Raw genomic sequence first — 19008 nt, 5'->3', positions numbered from 1 at the left:
CGCGGGTGACCTGATTCGTAACCTACGGTTCCGTAGGTACGATGCGGCGCATGACTGCGTCCGCCCCCGACACGCCCTCGCAGACGCCGGTCGCCGACCGGATCTCCGAAGCGCTCTCCCTGCCGCACCCGGTCAAGCCCAAGCTGCGCGGCTGGCTGCACCTCGGCATGTTCCCGGCGGTGCTGGTCGCGGGGCTGGTCCTGACCGCCCTCGCGGACTCGCCGCGCGGCCGCGTCGCCTGCGGCGTCTACGCCCTCACGGCCTGCCTGCTCTTCGGCGTGAGCGCGCTCTACCACCGGGGCACCTGGAGCCCCCGGATGGACGGCGTACTGCGCCGCCTGGACCACTCCAACATCTTCCTGATCATCGCCGGCACCTACACCCCGCTGACCATGCTGCTCCTGCCGGGCAGCAAGGGCCGCTTGCTGCTGTGGGGCATCTGGGCCGCGGCACTGGCGGGCATCCTGTTCCGCGTCTTCTGGGTGGGGGCTCCGCGCTGGCTCTACACGCCCTGCTACATCGCGATGGGCTGGGCGGCGGTCTTCTTCCTGCCCGACTTCATGCGCACCGGCGGTATCGCGGTCCTGGTCCTGGTGATCGTCGGCGGTCTGCTCTACAGCGCGGGCGGAGTCGTCTACGGCATCAAGCGGCCGAACCCGTCACCGCGCTGGTTCGGTTTCCACGAGGTGTTCCACTCCCTCACGCTGGCGGCGTTCGTCGTGCACTACGTGGGGATCTCCCTGGTGGCGTACCAGCACGCATAGCGCCGACCTGCGGTTTTCTTGAGCAGGCCCTTTGTGGCAGCTACTGTCACTTCATGGTTACGGTGCGTTCCACCCCTGCGGGCGGCCCCCTGCCGGGGCTGCGGGAGCGGAAGAAGATCAAAACCCGCGAATCGATCCGGTCGGCGGCGTTCGCGCTGGTCGGGCGGCAGGGGTACGACGCCACGACGATCGAGCAGATCGCCGAGCGCGCGGAGGTGTCGCCGTCGACCGTCCTGCGCTACTTCCCGGCCAAGGAGGACATCGTCCTCTGCGACGAGCAGGGGGCGGCCCTGGCCGAGGCGTTCCGGGCCCGTCCGGCCGGCGAGCCCTGGCCGGAGTCCCTGCGGCACGTCGTGCGTGAGGCCGTCACACGCGAGACCCGCGAACGGCCGGAGGTCACCCGGCTGCGCTGCCGGCTGATGGCGGAGGTCCCCATGGTGCGCTCCCGGATGCTGGAGGCCATGGCGGGAGCCGGGCACACCCTCGCGGCCGCCGTCGGCGAGCGCTCCGGGCGGGACCCGGAGAGCCTGGAGGTGCGTGTCTTCGCCATGTCCCTCGTCGGCGGGCTGGCCGAGGCGGCCCAGTACTGGGCGCGCACCGGCTTCCGCGACGACCCGGCCGACCTGGCCGATCGCGCCCTGGCCGTGCACCACCGGGGCCTCGGCGCCGAAAATCCCTGAGGCCCGCGGCGTCCCCCGTGCGATGCTGATCGAGTGAACCGACCCGAGATCCACGTCGAATTCGCCGCCGAACTGCGCCTGTTCGTCCCGCACGGCCGGCGCCGCGGCCCCACCCCGGTCGCGACGGACGGGATCTCGACGCTCGGCCATGTCGTCGAGTCGCTCGGCGTCCCGCTCACCGAGGTGGGCGCGCTCGTCGTCGACGGCCGCGAGGTGCCGCCCGCCCACGTCCCGAAGGACGGGGAGACGATCACCGTCCGCGCGGTCCGGCGCCCGCAGCAGGTCACGGGTGCCCCGCTGCGCTTCCTCCTCGACGTCCACCTCGGCACCCTCGCCCGCCGGCTGCGCCTGCTCGGCGTGGACACGGCCTACGAGTCCACCGACATCGGCGACCCGGCGCTCGCCGCCCGCTCGGCCGCCGAGCGCCGCGTCATGCTCAGCCGCGACCGCGGCCTGCTGCGCCGCCGCGAGCTGTGGGCCGGCGCGTACGTGTACAGCACCCGCCCCGAGGACCAACTGCGCGACGTCCTCGACCGGTTCTCCCCCGAGCTGCGCCCCTGGACCCGGTGCACCGCCTGCAACGGGATGCTGCGCGACGCCACCAAGGAAGAGGTGGCCGAGCAGCTCAAGGGCGGGACGCAGCGGTCCTACGACGTCTTCGCGCAGTGCCGCGCGTGCGGGCGGGCGTACTGGAAGGGCGCGCACCACGAGCAGCTGGTGGCCATCGTGGAGCGCGCCCTCACCGAGTTCGACGGCCGGGGCTAGGCCCGGCGCACATCACCCTTTCCGCAGGCCACGCCGTCCCGGTTCGGGTCGAGGCGCAGCGGGTCGTCCTTGCCGTTGACCTTCAGACGGCCGTAGTCGTGGTTCTTCAGCCAGGTGCAGCGGGCCGCCGTCGTCCTCTTCACGTCCTTCGGGAAGGCCGTCGGGACGCAGACGTTGGCCGAGCCGTAGTGGCGGTCGCAGCCGGCGATCGTGGTGGGCACCTTCTGCGACGCCCGCTTCTTGCCGGGCTTGGTGACCTTGCCGGACAGGTCGTCGGCGAAGGAGTGGACGTGCGCGGAGGCGTCGGTGGCCTTCAGGGCCTGCGGGCCCGTCAGATGCACCCACTTGGCCACCGAGGGCACGCCGTTCGCGTCGACCGCGAAGAGCATGTACCAGCCGGGCGGGGCCAGGTCGGGGTTGCTCGTCACGTTGAGGTCGATGTTGTTGCCGTCCACGCTCAGCGGCAGGTCCACGAACCGCTGGTTCGGGTCGGAGGAGTGGGTCACCGCGGCCGGGCGGATCAGTTCGGCCTTCGCGATGGGCCGGTCGACCGTGATGCGCTGGGTGTCGCCGTAGTTCCACTCGGTGTCGATCACCGAAGTGATCGCCGGGCGCTCGCCCTTGAGCAGGTACGGCGGGGTGTAGATGGACACGTTGTGGTTCCAGGTGCCGTTGCCCGGGTTGTCACCGGTGGTCATCACGCGGCCGTCGGGCAGCAGGAACGCCGAGGAGTGGTAGCCACGGGCCTCGGGGTCGGCGGCCACCGGGTCGAAGGTGTTCGTCTCCGGGTCGTAGATCGACGTCTCGAAGACCGGGTTGGCCCGGTTGTGCAGGGCGCCGCCGGTCTCCAGGACCTTGCCGTCGGGCAGCAGCACGGCGGAGACATACATCTTGCCCTGGTTGCCGGTCTGCGGGACGGGGCCGTTGCCGAGGTCGACGGTGCCCTGCGGGATGGGCGGGCCGGCGACGTACGACGGGTTCGGCTGCTTCAGGTCGATGACGTCCGTCAGACGGTTCGCCACCGGGTTGGAGTCGATGTTGCCGCCACCGAGGGTGAGGACCTTCTGGTCCTGCGCCGGGGGCAGCAGCACGCTCGCCGACTGGTCGCGCTGGTCCTTGTTCTGCAGCCCGGGCACCTGGGTGATGGTGTTGGCGCCGTAGTCGTAGATCGCCGAGCCGGTGCCGGGGATGTTGTTGCCGAACACATGGCTGCCCGAGTAGAAGAGGCGGCCGTCCTGCATCAGGATCATCGACGGGTACAGGCCCCAGTACGACCAGGTCTGGTTGACCTTCCACAGCGGCTGCCACTGCTGCTCGTCCTCGGACCACAGCTCGGCGGTCACCGACCCGGTGGAGTCCTCCTTCAGCCCGCCGAAGGAGATCACGTCGCCGTTGCCGAGGATGGTCGCCGACGGATACCAGTGGCCGTCGTTCATGTCGTTGGTCTTGACGTACGTCTCGGTGGCGGGGTCGAAGATGTACGAGTCCTTGTACCCCTGGTAGCCGATCGTGCCGTCCGCCGACGGGTAGCCCTTGTTGCCGCTCATGATCAGCACCCGTCCGTCGGACAGCTGCACATGACCGGCGCAGAACATGTCGTCCGGCGTCGGGATGACCTCGTAGTCGCCGGTCTGCGGGTCGTAGACCGCGGAGGTGAACGTGCCCGCCTCGAACATGTCGGTGTTGTTGCCGGAGCCCGCGATCAGCAGCACCTTGCCGTTGTGCAGCACCACGGAGTGCATCGAGCGCACCGGGTTCTGCACCGGCAGCACGTCCCACCGGCCGTTGGCACACTCCTGCGCCGTACCCGTGCACTCGGGCTCCGGGACCGGCTCGGCGACCTGCTCCATCGTGTAGTCGTCGGTGGTGGCCGAGCCCGTGCCGTAGACGGAGACACCCCAGGAGATGCGGTCGGTGCCGGCCGGGACCTCCGGAGTACGCACCGTCGCCTCGGTCCAGGTGCCCGCCATGTCCAGCGTCTTCAGGTCCGTCCAGTACTGCCAGCCGGCTGTGGCGTCGTGCCGGAACAGGGTGATGTTGGCGTCCGGCGTGGTCGTCTTGTACCACAGGCCCAGGTCGTACTGCTTGCCCGGCGTGACGACCGGGGCGCACGCCGCGGACTCGGTGATCAGCGCCTTGCGGTCGCCCTCCAGGCGGCGCGTGAGGGTGACCTTCATGGCCTTGCCGCCGGTGTGGGCGTCGGCGACCGTCTCGAAGGTGAAGTCGTTGTCGCCCCAGCCGGACTTCGACCAGCAGTACGGCATGTCGCCGGTGCCGGCCGTCTCGAAGCCGGGGTTCTTGATGAGATTCGCGGCGGACGCGGGCTGGGGTGCGGTCAGCAGCAGCCCACCGGTCAGGCCGGCCACGGCCAGCAGTGCGGTTCTGCGTCTTGATCTCATGTGGTGCTCCTTGCTGTGCGGCTCCGTTTTCCGTGCCGGCCTGAACGGCGCGGGAGATACACCAGCGCTTCGGTCCCCACGAAGCGCAGGACGAAGGTGATGACGAGCGCCAGCGCGGTGGCCGGGAGCGCGCCCATCCCGAACGTGGCGACCAGCAGTGCGATCAGCGGGATACGCACCAGCAGGTCGGCGTTGGCGAGCAGGGCGAACCGCGCGGTGCGGTCGGCCCAGTGCCGGAACTGCCGCCGCTCACGGAACAGCAGCTTCTCGATGAGCAGGAAGTTCCAGGCCACGCCGAGCTGGTTGGCCAGGATCTCGGCGGGCAGGTAGTGCATGCCGGCCGAGGTCAGCGCCCACAGTCCGGCGAGGTTCGGCACGAAGCCGGTCAGCCCGATCAGGCCGAAGACGATCATCCGGGCCAGCGGGGAGGCGGTGCGCAGCCCGACGAGATGCCGCAGGAAGCGCATCCCCTCCTGCGCGGTCGACTTGGACTCCCCGGCGAAGCGGTCCTGGAAGACGAACGGGACCTCGGTGACCTCGCGGGGGCGGCTGCGCACCGCGAGTTCGAGAAGGATCTTGTAGCCGAGCGGCTGGAGCACCTCGGCGGTGACGGCGCTGCGGCGGATGGCGAAGAAGCCGCTCATCGGGTCGCTGATGCCGTGCAGCCTGCGCGGGAACAGCGACTTGGTCAGCCAGGTCGCCCCCCGTGAGACCGCCACGCGGTAGCTGCCGGCGAGTCCGGCGCGGCTGCCGCCCTTGATGTAGCGGGAGGCGACGACCAGTCCGGCGTTCGCCCGCTCCCCCGTCCCGACCAGCTCGGGCACCAGTGAGGGAGGGTGCTGGCAGTCGCCGTCCATGACGACGATCCAGTCCGACCCGGCCGCCTTGATGCCCTCGACGACCGCGCCGCCGAGCCCGCCGACGGGCTCCTCGCGGTGCAGCACGGTCACCGGAAAGGGACAGTCCTGGGCGGCCTTCTCGATCACCTTCGGGGTGTCGTCGGTGGAGTCGTCGACGAAGACGACCTCGCAGGGCAGCCGGGACGGCACCGACTCGGTGATCTGGTGCAGCAGTTCACGGATGTTGGCGGACTCGTTGAAGGTCGGTACGACGATGGTGACGGCGCCCGGCTCGGGCACCTCGGCGGCGTACGCCGCCGGATCACCCAGCTCGCCGGGGACCACGGACTCCTGGCTCATCGCTCGCCTCCCGTGCCGGCGCTCCCGATCCGCCGGATCTCGATCCGGTCCTCACCGGCGCCGAACACGGCGACCGGCGTCGAGTGCTCGATGGCGGCCTTGACGTTCGGCAGATCGACCGCGTCCCGTCGTACCGTCGGCGAGGCGACCACGTAGTCGAGGTCGCGCCAGCCGTTCGGCATGGTCTTGGTGACGGCCGGGTCGAGGTCGGCCTTGTAGAACCAGATGACGCCGAGCCCCGGCTCGTAGCCCTCGTGGACGAGGTCCAGCCACATCGCGTCGTCGACGAGCACCCGGGTGTCCTCGGGCCTGTCCACCTCGGTGGCCATCCACCGCGAGGCCGCCCGGTAGGGGGCGTTGGCGTCGGCGGTCATGGCGGTGCGGTCGCCGTCGTACCAGCGCGGCACCACGTAGGCGGCCGCGGCGAGGGCGAGGGCGACGGCGAGCGCGTACCGGCCTCCCGTCAGGTACGTGCGTTCACCCGGCCGGCGCCTCCGGCGCAGGACGGCGTGGGCGACGGAGGCGGTGCCCCCGGCGAGCACCAGGGCGAGGAACGGCAGCGCCTGGATGATGTACATGGCGGGCAGATAGCCCGGCCGCAGCGCCATCCCCGCGAGGATCGCCACGGCGAGCGCGGGCCCGGCGAGCGCCCGCGCGGTCACCGACCAGCGCCAGGTGACGACGAGCAGCAGCGCGCCGGCGAGTCCGCCGAGGGGCAGCACCCGGTCGTAGTACAGCCAGGACTGGAGCACGCCGTAGGAGCCGGTGCCCTGTTCGAGGATGAAGCCCGAGCCGGGGCGGCTCATCTGGTAGACGATGCCGTCCCAGAGCGAGACATGGCCGCTGCCCGGCAGCAACTCGCCCTTCAGCAACGCGAAGAGCGGATACGAGATCCCCAGCAGGACGCACGCGGTGACCGCGCCGGTGATGGCGAACTTGCGGGTGTCGCGATGACTGTGCCGCCACATGGTGACCAGCACGGCCGGCAGCACGAGCAGCATCGTCTCCTTGGTGAGCACCGCGGCCGCGGCCGCCATGCCCGCCCCGAAGTGATGCCACAGGTGCCGGCTCGGGGAGGCGGCGAGGGTGAACGCGAGCAGCGTCCACATCACCGCGATGTTGTCCAGGAAGATCTCGCGCTGGAGGACGACCGACAGCGGGGAGAGCCCGAACAGCGCCATGGCGAGCCCGGCCGCCCAGCGGGGCAGCGACAGCCGGCGTGCGAGGACGTACACCAGGACCGCGCTGATCGCGCTGATCAGCAGCATCATCGCGCGCATCGAGCCGACGGTCATCGACTCGGGGGCGAAGTGCGCGGGGATCCAGGTCAGCAGGGCGATCTGGATCCAGCCGAGCGGCGGGTGGTCGTACCAGTACGTGTAGTGGGCGAGGCCCCGGCCCTCCTGCACGGCCCAGGCCTGGGCGAGGTAGGTGCCCTCGTCGTCGCTGAGGGTCGGGTAGTCGGCGATGTTCCAGCCCTGCACGACGAGGGTCGCCACGAGCAGCAGGCCGCACAGGATGAGGTCGGGACGTGAGGAACGTAGTCTCTTGGGCGGCTTTGCCCGGTGTGTCGCACCGGTTCTGGGCGCAGCTGTGCGCTGCGCGGGGACCTTGACTCCGGTCGCCGCGGGAAGTGTGGAGGTCACGCAGGAACGTCCTCTCGGTTCACGTGCGCGAGATGTGCGCCGACGTGGCTGGTCAACTCCCAGTCGTTACGGCCGCGTTGCTCACGCCACACTGCGCGGACAGCGGCCCCGGCGAGCAGCACCTGGTAGAAGGGCCCGCCGATGATCAGCTTCAGGTAGTGCACCAGACGGACCCGGAGCCCGTACTGCTTGCCGAAGTCGTGCAGTCCGACGAGCTCGAAGACGAAGGTGACGAGCGCGGTCACGGCCGGCAGGAAGGTGATGAAGGCGACGCCGACCGGCACGTCGAGGAACAGCGCGATGGCCACGTTGAGCGGGATGATCACGCCGGAGATCGCCTGGAGATACGGCGTCATCAGGGTGTAGCGGGCGAGCAGCCGCTGACGGAAGCCGGGCAGCTGCTTCCAGTCCTTCTTCCGGTAGACCTGGAGGAAGCCCTGGTTCCAGCGGGTGCGCTGCTTGAGCAGCGACATCAGGCTGCCGGGGGTCTCCTCGCGGGTGACCATGTCGGAGTCGTAGGCGACGACGACCTTCTTGCCGACACTGGACAGCCGCACGCCCAGATCGCAGTCCTCGGCCAGGCAGTTGGGGTCCCAGCCGTCGGCCTCGCGCAGCACCTCGGTGCGGACGAAGACCGTGTTGCCGCCGAGCGGGATGAACCCCTTCTGGGCGTGCAGATGGAGCCGCGAGCGGAACCAGAAGAAGTACTCCAGGCAGTTGCGCAGGCTGTACCAGCTGGAGTGGAAGTTGATCAGCTGTACCCCGCCCTGGACCACGTCCGCGCCGGTGGACCGGAACGCGTGGTCGACATGGGCGAGCAGTTCGGGATGTACCTGGTCCTCGGCGTCGAAGACCCCGACGACGTCGCCGCGGCAGTGCGGCAGCGCCGTGTTCATGGCCTTCGGCTTGTTCTTCTTCTCGTGGGTGTCGACGACGACCCGCACACGCGGGTCACGGGCCTCCGCCCGCCGGGCCACCGCGGTGGTCTCCGGGTCGTCGTGCCCGACGATGACGATGATCTCGAAGTCGGTGTGGGTGGACTCCAGCAGGCGCTGGATGGTGTGGTCGAGCACGGCCTGTTCGTGCCGCGCCGGAAGCAGCAGCGAGAACGACACGTGCTCGGCGCCGTCCGGCCGGCTGAAACGGGTGGAGGCGAGCACTTCGGGCGTACGCCACGCGTGCATCTGCCACCACAGGGTGAAGGCCGCCATCCAGAACAGGGCAAGCGAAACGGCGGCAATGAAGACAGACGTCAGCAAAAGATCCCCCCAGATCTTCAAAAATCCCCCCAGGCACGGCGGAGCAGTTCGTCCGCCGCGGCACTGTGGAGAGAGTAGGGGGGAACTGTGAAGCGCGGTAGCTGTTCCGATAAATAGCTTGTTTCGGAACGGTACGGCGCCTAGGGGGACGTGTCCGAACACATGCCCAATTGCGCAGCCTGAACCGGTGTCTGATCAGGCATTCAGCGCGGCACTCAGCCGTTCCGGATCCGTCGTCGGCGCGTCACAGGTGAAATTACGACACACGTACGCAGTCGGTTCACCGCCGGCCAGCGGACGATCGGCGAGCAGCGGGAACTCCTCGCTCCCCGGCACCCCGTACGCGACCACCGCGCCCGGCGCCGTGCCCAGAAGCGCCGTACGGTGCAGGGACTTCGCCGCCTCGTCGTCGAGCGCCGGCCCCACGACGGCGACCTCACGCGGACCGTCCAGACGGGCCTCGGCCACCGCGAGGCCCCAGCCGATGAACCGCGGCACGCGCGGCCCGAGCGCCTTCACCACGCCCAACGCCCCCTCGGCGGCGGTGCGATGGGGCTCGGCGCCGGTCTGGGCGGCATAGCTCAGCAGGGCGCCCGCGGCGGCGGTCCAGCCGGACGGCGTGGCGTTGTCGGTCGGGTCCTGGGGGCGGCGGATCAGCTTCTCGGCATCGGCCGCGGTGTCGAACAGGCCGCCGGTCTTCTCGTCCGTGAACCGGACGAGGACGTGGTCGAGCAGCAGCCCGGCGAACTCCAGCCAGGTGCCCTCCCCGGTGACGGACGCCAGCGCCAGGAAGCCCTCGGCGACGTCCGCGTAGTCCTCGAGGACGCCCGCGTTGCCGCCGGCCCGGCCGTCCTTGCTGGTCCGGGCCAGCCGGGCCTGGTCGTCGAGGTGGACGCGGACGAGCAGGTCGGCGGCGGCGAGCGCGGCCTCCACCAGGTCGGGACGGTCGAAGTAGGCGCCGGTCTCGGCCAGCGCGGCGATCGCGAGGCCGTTCCAGGCGGCGACGACCTTGTCGTCCCGTCCCGGGGCCGGCCGCTGGGCGCGCGCCGCCCGCAGCCGCCCCTTGACGGACTCGACCTTCCCGGCGTCGAACACGCTGTCGGACTGGGGGAGTTGCAGGACGGAGGCGCCCTCCTCGAAGGTGCCCTCCTCGGTCACACCGAAGTACTGCGCGGCGAGTTCGGCGTCGCCGCCGAGGACCTCGCGAAGCTGCGCGGGCGTCCAGACGTAGTACGCGCCCTCGACGTGCCTGCCCGTCCCGTCGTCGCTGTCGGCGTCGAGGGCGGAGGCGAAACCGCCCTGCTCGGTGCGGAGTTCGGCGACCATGAAGTCGGCCGTCTCCAGCGCGACCCGGCGGGCCGCCTCCGAGCCGGTGGCGCGCCAGAGGTGCGCGTACACCCGGCAGAGCAGGGCGTTGTCGTACAGCATCTTCTCGAAGTGCGGCACCACCCAGTCCCGGTCGACGGAGTACCGGGCGAAGCCGCCGCCGAGCTGGTCGTAGATCCCGCCCCGGGCCATCCGCTCACAGGTGTCCTGCGCCATCTGCAACGCGCCCTCGGCGCCCGTCCGGGCGTGATGGCGCAGCAGGAACTCGAGGACCATGGACGGCGGGAACTTCGGCGCCCCGCCGAAGCCGCCGCGCTGCGCGTCGTACTCCCGGGTCAGTCCGAGCAGCGCCTGCGCCAGTTCCTGCTCACCGGGCGCCTCGCTGCCACCGAACCCGATCTCCCGCTCCGCGAGGTCCCGGGCGATCTTCCCGGCCACGTCCGTGACCTCGGAGCGGCGGTCCCGCCAGGCCTGGCTGACACCTTCCAGCACCTGCCGGAAGGAGGGCATTCCGTGCCGGGGCGCCGGCGGGAAGTACGTCCCGAAGTAGAACGGCTTCCCCTCCGCCGTGAGGAACACGGTCATGGGCCACCCGCCCTGCCCGGTGGCCGCCTGCACGGCCTCCATGTACACCGCGTCGACGTCGGGCCGCTCCTCACGGTCGACCTTGATGCTGACGAAGTGCTCGTTGAGGTGGGCGGCGGTGGCGTGGTCCTCGAAGGACTCGTGGGCCATGACGTGACACCAGTGGCAGCTGCTGTATCCGACGCTCAGCAGCACGGGGACGTCGCGCCGCCGTGCCTCCTCGAACGCCTCCTGCGACCAGGGCCACCAGTCGACGGGGTTGTCGGCGTGCTGCAGCAGGTACGGGGACGTCTCGTGCGCCAGTCGGTTCGGCATACCTCCATCCTGCCCGACCCGCTCCCCTCCGTCCCACGACGGCGTGCCCCTCGGCCTGCCGCCCCTCCCGGCCTCGCCCGATCCGCGCAACGCCATACGGTCCGTACCCACGAGTAGTCCCAGACCTGGTCCCCACGCCGCCTCCAGCGACCGCACGGCTTCGATCCGTACTTCGCCGCACTCCGGGCCGTGAGCCCCCTACCGGCAATCAGCCCGACGTTCCCACTGAACGATCGAGTGGCTGTCAGGTCGCACGGTGGAGAACCGTTGATCGTGCCCCTCTCGCCATCGCGGGCCCGCGCAAGGACACTCGTAGGCGAATCAGTCGACGCCGGAGGGGGACGGGACATGCGGGACGGTCATCGGGCCGAGGCCGAGCGGCTGTTGACGCGGGCGGTGGAGGAGGAGGTACGGCGCTCCGGGGGCCGTACCGACGGCAAGGTCCTCCTGGCCCGGGCGCGCGGCGAACTGGACGCGATGGCGCGGACCGCCGCCGAGGAGTACGACGCCTACACCCGGGCCCTGGACGAGACGGAGGCCGGCCGGCTCACGTTCGGCCAGCGCTACGCGCGTGAAGGCGCCGGCACGCCACTTGTCGTGGCGGGTGTCGCCGCGGTGGCGGCGGTGGTGGCCGATCTGGCCCTCGGCACGGGGACGTCCACGGCGCTCGGCGCGGGCGTGACCGTCGGGGTGGTGGGTGCGGCGACGACCGTGGTGAAGGTCGCCGGTTCGCATCTGCCGGCCGCGCACCACCGGGCCGGCGCGGTCGGCCAGCCGGGTGGACCGGAACAGCTGCGGCTGCAGTGGCTGACGGCGCTGGAGGTGCGCGGCATCCGCCCGTTCCTCGACCAGCAGCGGGTGCTCGCCGCGTCGACCGGGCCGAAGAAGTCCGGGCCCAAGCTGCTGGGCGCCGACAAGAGCGGTGCGGCACGCGGGCGGAACGTGCTGCAGCAGTCGTTCGGGCAACTCCCGGAACCGGTGGGTCCGTTCGCGGGCCGGCGGCAGGAGCTGGCGCGGATCAGGCAGTGGGTGCAGGCGGCGCGCGCGAGTACGCAGACCCGGCCCACCGTGGTCGTCCTGCACGGGGAACCCGGCACCGGCCGCAGCACCCTCGCGGTGCGCGCCACCCATGACCTGAAGGACCAGTTCCGCGGCGCGTGCGTGGTCGATCTCCGCGGCGACAGCCGGGACGAGCCGCCGCTGTCCACCCGCGAGGCCCTGCTGCATCTGCTGAACCGGCTGGGCGCGCCGCGCGAGCAACTGCTGTTCCGGGAGCGTTCGTCGGCCGACCAGCAGGTCAAGCGGCTGAGCGAGCTGTACCACCACCATCTGACCGGCGTACCCGTCACCGTCGTGCTCGACGACGCCTCCGACCCCGAACAGGTGCGTGCGCTGATCCCCGAGCGGTCCGACAGCCTGGTCCTGGTCACCGCCCGGGCGCCGCTCGACCTCCCCGGCGACCTGCCGGCGTGGGTCCACCAGCTGCCCGTCGAGCCACTCGACGCGGCCGGCGCCAAGGAGCTGATCGGCGCGGCGGCGCAGGGCGAGAGCGGGCCGTACGACGCCGAATCCGCCGACACGATCCGGCAGTTGTGCGGCGGCCTGCCACTGGCGCTGCGCATCGCCGGCTCCTCGCTGGGTGCGCGCTCGCCCCGCCGGCTGGCCTCCGACCTCGGCGCGTACGGTCCCGTCGAGCCCGTCGAGCGCGCCCTGTGGCTGCGCTACACCGACCAGGCCGAACCGGCCCGGCGGCTGCTGCGGCGGCTCGCCCTGGCCGGGCGGGCCTCGCTCGGGGTGGCCGCGGCCGCGTCGCTGCTCGCCACCGACCAGGCCGAGGCCAACCGGCATCTCGTCGCGCTCTCCCGGGCGGGCCTGATCGACCACGTCCGCGGCAGCCGCTATCGCCTGCACGACCTCGTCCGCGCCTTCGCGCACGCCCGGCTGGTGGACGAGGAGGAGACGCACGAGCGGTCGGCGGCGCAGGAGCGGCTGATCGTGAACTACGCCGACCTCGCCGACTCCGTGCTGCGCCTGGTCGACGGCAACATGTCGACCCGCTCCGACCGCTTCGGCCCGCACGGCTTCACGTCCCTGGACGAGGCGCTGCGCTGGCTGGACGACGAGTCCAGCTTCATCACGGCGGCGTTGCGGCACGCGGAGGGCGTCGACCAGGGCGCCGTGCTGAACCTGCTGGGCGCCCTGTGCGACTACTGCCTGCTGCGCGGCGACCTCTACCGCCTGGGCGAGATCAGCGAACTCGCCCAGGCCGTCGACCAGGGCCTGCTGATCCGCTCGGTCCAGTGGCGCACCGGCATCGCGGCCCGCCAGCTGGGCGAGCTGGACAAGGCGCGCACGACGCTGACGTCGGTGGTCGACCTGTACCGCGAGGCGCACCACGACGCGGGCGCGGCCCGCGCCCTGTGCTCCCTCGGCATCACCCTGCACCACCAGGGCAACCTCACCGAGGCGGCGGCCCGGCTGCGGGAGGCCCTCGACATGCAGGCCGCGCCCTCGCTGGCCACGGACCGGGCCTGGACGATGCACGCGCTGGCGGCCGTGGAACGCGACCGCGCGCACCTCGCCGAGGCCTTCGACCTGCTGACGCGTTCCCTGGAGCTGCACCGGGCCGGCGAGTCCCTGCACGGTGAGGCCTGGGCCCACTTCCAGCTCGGCCAGCTCCATCTGCGCCTCGGTGACGTACCGCCCGCCGAAACCGAACTGCGCCGGGCCCTCGACCTGTACGGCCGTACCCGCGACGCCCGTGGCCAGGCGTGGGCCCTGACCCAGCTCGCCAGGGCCCGGCTGGTCGCGGGTGACGCCTTCCCGGCGGTGGAGGAGCTGCGCCGGGCGGCGGCCCGGCACCGGGACAACGAGGACGCGCGCGGCGAGGCGTGGACCCTTTACTACCTGGGCCAGTCACTGGAGGAGGCGGGCGACCTCGACCAGGCGGTCCGCGAACTGGAACGCTCCCGCACGATGTTCTCCCGCATACGGGACGTCTACGGTCTGGCGTGCGCCCGGCACCACTCGGCGCGCGCCACCCGCGACCAGCGCGCCGCCCAGACGGGTTCGCTGCGCAACTCCGGCTTCGCCCGGCAGCTCCTGGTCGACGCCCGCGCCGACTTCCACCGCATCGGCGTCGCCCACGGCGAGGCCTGGACCTGCCTGGAGCTCGCGGTCGTCGACGCGGGCAACGCCCGCACGGCGGCTGCGCTGGCGCTGTGCGACGAGGCAGTGGGCCTGTTCGCGTCGTACGGCGACCGCCGTGGCGAGGACTGGGCCCGCTTCCTGCGCTCCACCCTGCTGCCGTACGCCGCTCCCGGCGGCGTGGAGGTCGGTACGGCGGTCGCGCAGGAAGAGCTGGCACAGCTGGCCAGGGCCGGCCACCCGGCACGGGACGAGAAGCTGGACGACTACGTGGAGGCGTACCAGCTGCTGCTGGAGCGGGGCGTGGAACTGGAGGACGGCTGGCAGGCCTGGCGCCTGGGGATGGCGCCCAGCCGTCACGCCCGCGAGGTGATGGGGGTGCCGGTGGTCACGGCTCCCTGACACGGGGGCCGTCGGCCGGCAGCCCACGGCCGTGCGTGGATCGGCGGGCGCGGTCCTGTTCCGCCGCGCCCGCGGACCACGCGGCCGCCGCCGTCCGGGCGGGACGGCGGCTCAGGCCCCGGACGACTTACCCGGGGTGCCCGCCTCCGCCGAGTCCTTGCCGGAGACCCCCGCCGGGTCCGGGGCCTCATGGAAGTCGACCCGGCCCATGTGCCGGTTCATCGACTTCATCAGACCCCAGACGGCCAGGGCCATCACCGCGAAGACGATGAAGCCGAGGACGCCGGGGGTCACCTTGTCCTCGTCCAGCTCCTTGGCGAGGGGGACGAGGTGGGTCATTGCCAGGCTCGCGCTTGCGCTCATGTCAGGCATTGTCGCGGACGCCCGCGAAGAGGTCGTCCTCGGGGAGGGAGGTATCCACGAGAGACTTCGCCAGCTCGTACTCCTCGGTCGGCCAGACGTCCTTCTGGAGCTCCAGCGGAACCCGGAACCAGCCCCCGTCGGGGTCGATCTGCGTGGCGTGCGCGATCAGTGCCTTGTCGCGGACCTCGAAGAAGTCGGCACACGGGACGTGCGTGGTGAGGGTGCGGTCCTTGTGCCCGGAGTCGTCCCAGCGCTTGAGCCACTCGCCGTAGGGGGACTCCAGGCCACGGTCCACCAGCGCCTTGTGCAGCGCCTCGGTGCGCGGCCGGTTGAAGCCCTGGTTGTAGTACACCTTCAGCGGCTGGTAGGCCGGGCCGTACTCGGACTCCGGGTACTTCTCGGTGTCCGCCGCGCCCTCGAACGCCACCATCGAGATCTTGTGGGTCATGATGTGGTCGGGGTGCGGGTATCCGCCGTTCTCGTCGTAGGTGGTGATCACCTGGGGACGGAAGGAGCGGATCTTCTTCACCAGCTCACCGGCCGCCTTGTCGATGTCCTCGAGGGCGAAGCAGCCGTCCGGCAGCGGCGGCAGCGGGTCGCCCTCGGGCAGGCCCGAGTCGACGAAGCCGAGCCACTCCTGCTTGACGCCGAGGATCTCGCGCGCCTCGTCCATCTCCTTCTTGCGTACCTCGTGGATGTGCTCCTCGATGTACTTGTCGCCCTGCAGCTTGGGGTTGAGGATGGAGCCGCGCTCCCCGCCCGTGCAGGTCACCACCAGCACGTCCACCCCCTCGGACACGTACTTCGCCATGGTGGCCGCTCCCTTGCTCGACTCGTCGTCGGGGTGGGCGTGTACGGCCATCAGTCGCAGCTGGTCAGTCAAGACTCAATCCTCGTTTGGTCGGCGCCCGGTGTGACCGGGTGCGAACGGCGGCTTCTATAGTGACCGAATCGGGGGGCGATTAATTCCGGGGTACGGCCCGGAAGCCCCTTCGGGACCTTCGATCCCGCCCCGGCCGAAAGGACGATCATGAGCACGGCGAGCACTCGACTGCCCGAGGGCCGTTACGGCCGTTCCTCGGACGAGCGTGCCGACCGCACTCTCAAGGTCGTCGGCGTGGCCCTGGGTGCCCTGCTCATCGCCGTGATCGGCTATTTCGCCTATCACTACATCGCGCAGAACAAAATGAGCGCCGAAGTGATCAGCTTCGACCTCTCGGACAGCGCGGTGAAGGTGGAGCTGGCCGTGGAGAAGGACGCGGGCGCCTCGGGCTACTGCACGGTCCGCTCCCAGGCGGCCGACGGTGCCGAGGTCGGCCGGGCCGACTTCCGCTTCGGCGGGGACGCCGAGCGCCTCACCGAGGTGGTCACGCTGCGCACGACGGCGCCGGGGACCACGGCGGAGCTGCTGGGCTGCCACGCCGACTGACACCGCATGTCATTTGCCGCCCTTGACCTGCGTTGACGTGATTTTAGGCACTAATGTCCTCCCCCTTCCGCCCCTGAATTGTTAGGCTCGTGGTTTCGCCCACTCATGAAGGAACATTCTTCTGGGTAGGGCGATGCTTTGTATTCCCAGTACCGACGAGGAGCACCTGTGACCCAGACCAGCGAGAACGTCACCTGGCTGACCCAGGAGGCGTACAACAAGCTCAAGGACGAGCTTGAGTACCTTACTGGTCCTGCGCGCACGGAGATCGCCGCCAAGATCGCGGCCGCGCGCGAGGAGGGCGACCTGCGCGAGAACGGCGGGTACCACGCGGCCAAGGAGGAGCAGGGCAAGCAGGAGCTTCGTGTGCGCCAGCTGACCCAGCTCCTGGAGAACGCCCAGGTCGGCGAGGCTCCGGCCTCGACGGACGGCACCGTGGCACCCGGCATGGTCGTGACGATCGCCTTCGACGGTGACGAGGACGACACCCTGGCGTTCCTGCTCGCCTCGCGCGAGTACGCGAGCGCCGACATCGAGACCTACTCGCCGCAGTCCCCGCTGGGGGCCGGCGTGATCGGACACAAGGTCGGCGAGGACGCGGAGTACGAACTGCCGAACGGCAGGAAGGCCTCCGTGAAGATCCTCAAGGCCGAGCCGTACAGCGGCTGACCCCGTAGGCGCGGCGGCGAGGAGCCACTGCCGCGTCGGCCTCGGTCCGCCCGTTCCTGACAGCCCCCGGCGTCCGTGCGACGCCGGGGGCTTCGTCATGCTCAGGTCAGCCGCAGCCGCCGGCCGACCGAACCGGGCTCCGCCGCCTCACGCCGTCGCCGAGCGGTACTTCCGCACCGCGAGGGTCCGGAATATCACGATGATCAGGGCCGAGTAGATCAGTGAGGCCACGACCGGGTGCTGCATGGGCCAGGCGTCCGACTGGGAGACGCCGGGATTGCCGAAGAGCTCCCGACTGGCCTGGACCGTGGCACTGAACGGGTTCCACTCGGCGATGTGCCGCAGCCAGGGGGTCATCTGGCTGGAGTCCACAAAAGCGTTCGACACGAAGGTGACCGGGAAGAGCCAGACCAGCCCGCCGGAGGTGGCCGCCTCGGGCGTCCGCACGGAGAGGCCGATCAGCGCGCCGATCCAGGTGAAGGCGTAACCCATCAGCAGCAGCAGCCCGAACGCGCCGAGCACCTCGCCCACGTTGGTGTGGGTGCGCCAGCCGACCAGCAGGGCGACGATCGCGAGCACCAGCAGGGTGAGCGCCGTCTGCACGAGGTCGGCCAGGGTGCGCCCGGTCAGCACCGCCCCACGGGCCATGGGCAGCGAACGGAACCGGTCGACCAGGCCCTTGTGCATGTCCTCGGCGATGCCCGCACCCGCGCCGGCCGTGGCGAAGGTCACGGTCTGGGCGAAGATGCCCGCCATCAGGAACTCGCGGTAGACGCCGGGCTCGGTGCTGCCGCCGATGTTCATGGAGCCGCCGAACACATAGCTGAACAGCACCACGAACATGATCGGCTGGAACAGGCCGAAGATGATCATCTCGGGGATCCGGGACATCCGGATCAGGTTGCGCTTGGCGACGATCAGGGAATCCCTGACGGACTGGCCGAACGGATGCGGGCGCGCGGCCCGCGGGGTGGCGTCGGTGACGGCACTCACTTGACGGACTCCTTCTTGCGCTTGCGGCCCTTGGCGTCGGCGGCGGTGTCCCCCGCCTCGTCCTGCCCCTCGTCCTTGACCTCGGCCGCGTGCCCCGTCAGGGACAGGAACACATCGTCGAGGGTCGGGCGGCGCAGGCCGATGTCGTCGATCTCTATCCCGCGGACGTCCAGCTCGCGGATCACCTCGGCGAGGAGCTTGGCGCCGCCGGTGACGGGCACCGTCAGCTTGCGGGTGTGCTCCTCGACGGTGGTCTCGCCCTTGCCGAAGCCGGCCAGCACCTCGGCGGCCGCCGCCATGTGCTCACGCTCGTGCACCACGACCTCGACGCGCTCGCCGCCGGTGCGGGCCTTGAGCTGGTCCGAGGTGCCACGGGCGATCACGCGGCCCTGGTCGACCACCGCGATGTCGTGCGCGAGGTGGTCGGCCTCCTCCAGGTACTGCGTGGTCAGCAGGAGCGTCGTACCACCGGAGACGAGCTGCTTGATGACCTCCCACAGCTGCTGGCGGTTGCGCGGGTCGAGCCCGGTCGTCGGCTCGTCCATGAACATCACGGGCGGCGAGACCACCAGCGCCGCGGCCAGGTCGAGCCGGCGGCGCATGCCTCCGGAGTAGGTCTTGGCGGGCCGGTCGGCGGCGTCCGCGAGGTTGAACTGGTCGAGCAGCTCGCCGGCGCGGACCTTCGCGGCCTTCGCGCTCATCTGGTAGAGCTGGCCGACCATCTGGAGGTTCTCCCGGCCGGTGAGGTATTCGTCGACGGCGGCGAACTGGCCGGACAGGCCGATCGAGCGCCGCACCTGGTCGGGGTGCGCGAGTACGTCGACACCCGCGACGACGGCACGGCCGCTGTCGGGGCGCAACAGGGTCGTCAGACAGCGGACCGTCGTCGTCTTGCCGGCGCCGTTCGGCCCGAGCAGGCCGAGGACGGTGCCCTCGGGGACATCGAGGTCGACGCCGTCCAGTGCCCTTACGTCGCCGAAGGTCTTGACCAGACCTTCGGCGTAGATGGCGCCTGGCATATGAGTCTCCACGTCGTGTGAGGTGCTTCGTCAGCACCGGGGCTGCGG

At 70.8% G+C, this 19008-nt stretch carries 15 protein-coding genes; 6 read left to right on the top strand and 9 right to left on the bottom strand.

Features of this window, described 5'->3' with window-relative positions:
* The first annotated feature begins 50 nt into the window (after positions 1-50).
* Genes ACIHCM_RS28710 through ACIHCM_RS28700 form a run of 3 tightly spaced genes read left to right on the top strand, consistent with a single transcriptional unit; the run spans position 51 to position 2209 of the window.
* Positions 51-764 (top strand): hemolysin III family protein, encoded by a 714-nt coding sequence (locus tag ACIHCM_RS28710; RefSeq protein ID WP_399901813.1) that lies wholly within the window; start codon positions 51-53, stop codon positions 762-764.
* Between the two features lie 53 nt (positions 765-817).
* Entirely contained in the window at positions 818-1444 is a 627-nt protein-coding gene (locus ACIHCM_RS28705; protein ID WP_399901810.1) for a TetR/AcrR family transcriptional regulator, read from the top strand.
* 33 nt (positions 1445-1477) lie between these two features.
* Entirely contained in the window at positions 1478-2209 is a 732-nt protein-coding gene (locus tag ACIHCM_RS28700) for a Mut7-C RNAse domain-containing protein (protein WP_399901807.1), read from the top strand.
* Here ACIHCM_RS28700 and ACIHCM_RS28695 read toward each other — a convergent pair.
* The 5 genes from ACIHCM_RS28695 to ACIHCM_RS28675 all read right to left on the bottom strand — a co-directional run bounded on the left by ACIHCM_RS28695 (position 2206) and on the right by ACIHCM_RS28675 (position 10938).
* Entirely contained in the window at positions 2206-4608 is a 2403-nt protein-coding gene (locus tag ACIHCM_RS28695; protein ID WP_399901804.1) for a galactose oxidase-like domain-containing protein, read from the bottom strand. The two genes, ACIHCM_RS28700 and ACIHCM_RS28695, sit on opposite strands and share 4 nt — an antisense overlap.
* A complete protein-coding gene (locus ACIHCM_RS28690) occupies positions 4605-5807 on the bottom strand; it encodes a glycosyltransferase (protein ID WP_399901801.1) in 1203 nt (400 codons plus the stop codon). Before ACIHCM_RS28690 ends, ACIHCM_RS28695 begins: the two co-directional genes overlap by 4 nt.
* Positions 5804-7453, bottom strand: coding sequence for an ArnT family glycosyltransferase (locus ACIHCM_RS28685; protein WP_399901798.1), 1650 nt, complete (start codon positions 7451-7453; stop codon positions 5804-5806). The genes ACIHCM_RS28690 and ACIHCM_RS28685 overlap by 4 nt, the downstream gene beginning before the upstream one ends.
* A complete protein-coding gene (locus ACIHCM_RS28680; RefSeq protein WP_393110038.1) occupies positions 7450-8712 on the bottom strand; it encodes a glycosyltransferase in 1263 nt (420 codons plus the stop codon). The genes ACIHCM_RS28685 and ACIHCM_RS28680 overlap by 4 nt, the downstream gene beginning before the upstream one ends.
* A 195-nt stretch (positions 8713-8907) precedes the next feature.
* Positions 8908-10938, bottom strand: a complete 2031-nt coding sequence (locus ACIHCM_RS28675) for a thioredoxin domain-containing protein (protein WP_399901795.1) — start codon at positions 10936-10938, stop codon at positions 8908-8910.
* Positions 10939-11286: 348 nt separating this feature from the next.
* Between ACIHCM_RS28675 and ACIHCM_RS28670 the strand changes: the two genes are divergently transcribed.
* Positions 11287-14487, top strand: a complete 3201-nt coding sequence (locus tag ACIHCM_RS28670; RefSeq protein WP_399901792.1) for a tetratricopeptide repeat protein — start codon at positions 11287-11289, stop codon at positions 14485-14487.
* Positions 14488-14598: 111 nt separating this feature from the next.
* On the opposite strand, the gene ACIHCM_RS28665 is transcribed toward ACIHCM_RS28670, so the two are convergent.
* Positions 14599-14859: a hypothetical protein gene (locus tag ACIHCM_RS28665; RefSeq protein WP_399901789.1), complete on the bottom strand. Its 261-nt coding sequence runs from the start codon at positions 14857-14859 to the stop codon at positions 14599-14601.
* Positions 14852-15712, bottom strand: a complete 861-nt coding sequence (gene mca, locus ACIHCM_RS28660; protein WP_399902118.1) for a mycothiol conjugate amidase Mca — start codon at positions 15710-15712, stop codon at positions 14852-14854. The genes ACIHCM_RS28665 and mca overlap by 8 nt, the downstream gene beginning before the upstream one ends.
* A gap of 168 nt (positions 15713-15880) precedes the next feature.
* On the opposite strand from mca, the gene ACIHCM_RS28655 reads away from it, so the two are divergent.
* Both ACIHCM_RS28655 and greA read left to right on the top strand, forming a co-directional pair.
* Positions 15881-16279 carry a DUF4307 domain-containing protein gene (locus tag ACIHCM_RS28655; RefSeq protein ID WP_399901786.1) on the top strand — a complete coding sequence of 133 codons (399 nt, stop codon included), beginning with the start codon at positions 15881-15883 and terminating at the stop codon, positions 16277-16279.
* Between the two features lie 168 nt (positions 16280-16447).
* Positions 16448-16948 carry a transcription elongation factor GreA gene (greA, locus tag ACIHCM_RS28650; protein WP_393110048.1) on the top strand — a complete coding sequence of 167 codons (501 nt, stop codon included), beginning with the start codon at positions 16448-16450 and terminating at the stop codon, positions 16946-16948.
* 147 nt (positions 16949-17095) lie between these two features.
* Here greA and ACIHCM_RS28645 read toward each other — a convergent pair whose 3' ends face one another.
* Both ACIHCM_RS28645 and ACIHCM_RS28640 read right to left on the bottom strand, forming a co-directional pair.
* Positions 17096-17941, bottom strand: coding sequence for an ABC transporter permease (locus ACIHCM_RS28645; protein ID WP_399901783.1), 846 nt, complete (start codon positions 17939-17941; stop codon positions 17096-17098).
* Complete coding sequence (locus tag ACIHCM_RS28640) at positions 17938-18960, bottom strand: ATP-binding cassette domain-containing protein (protein ID WP_399901778.1); 1023 nt, start codon at positions 18958-18960, stop codon at positions 17938-17940. The genes ACIHCM_RS28645 and ACIHCM_RS28640 overlap by 4 nt, the downstream gene beginning before the upstream one ends.
* Positions 18961-19008 lie beyond the last annotated feature (48 nt).

This window comes from Streptomyces sp. NPDC052023, assembly GCF_044548465.1.
In the GTDB taxonomy this organism is placed as follows: Bacteria; Actinomycetota; Actinomycetes; order Streptomycetales; family Streptomycetaceae; genus Streptomyces.
The sequence above is the reverse complement of the archived record's forward strand: the minus strand, read 5'-3'. Positions and strand labels throughout refer to the sequence as shown.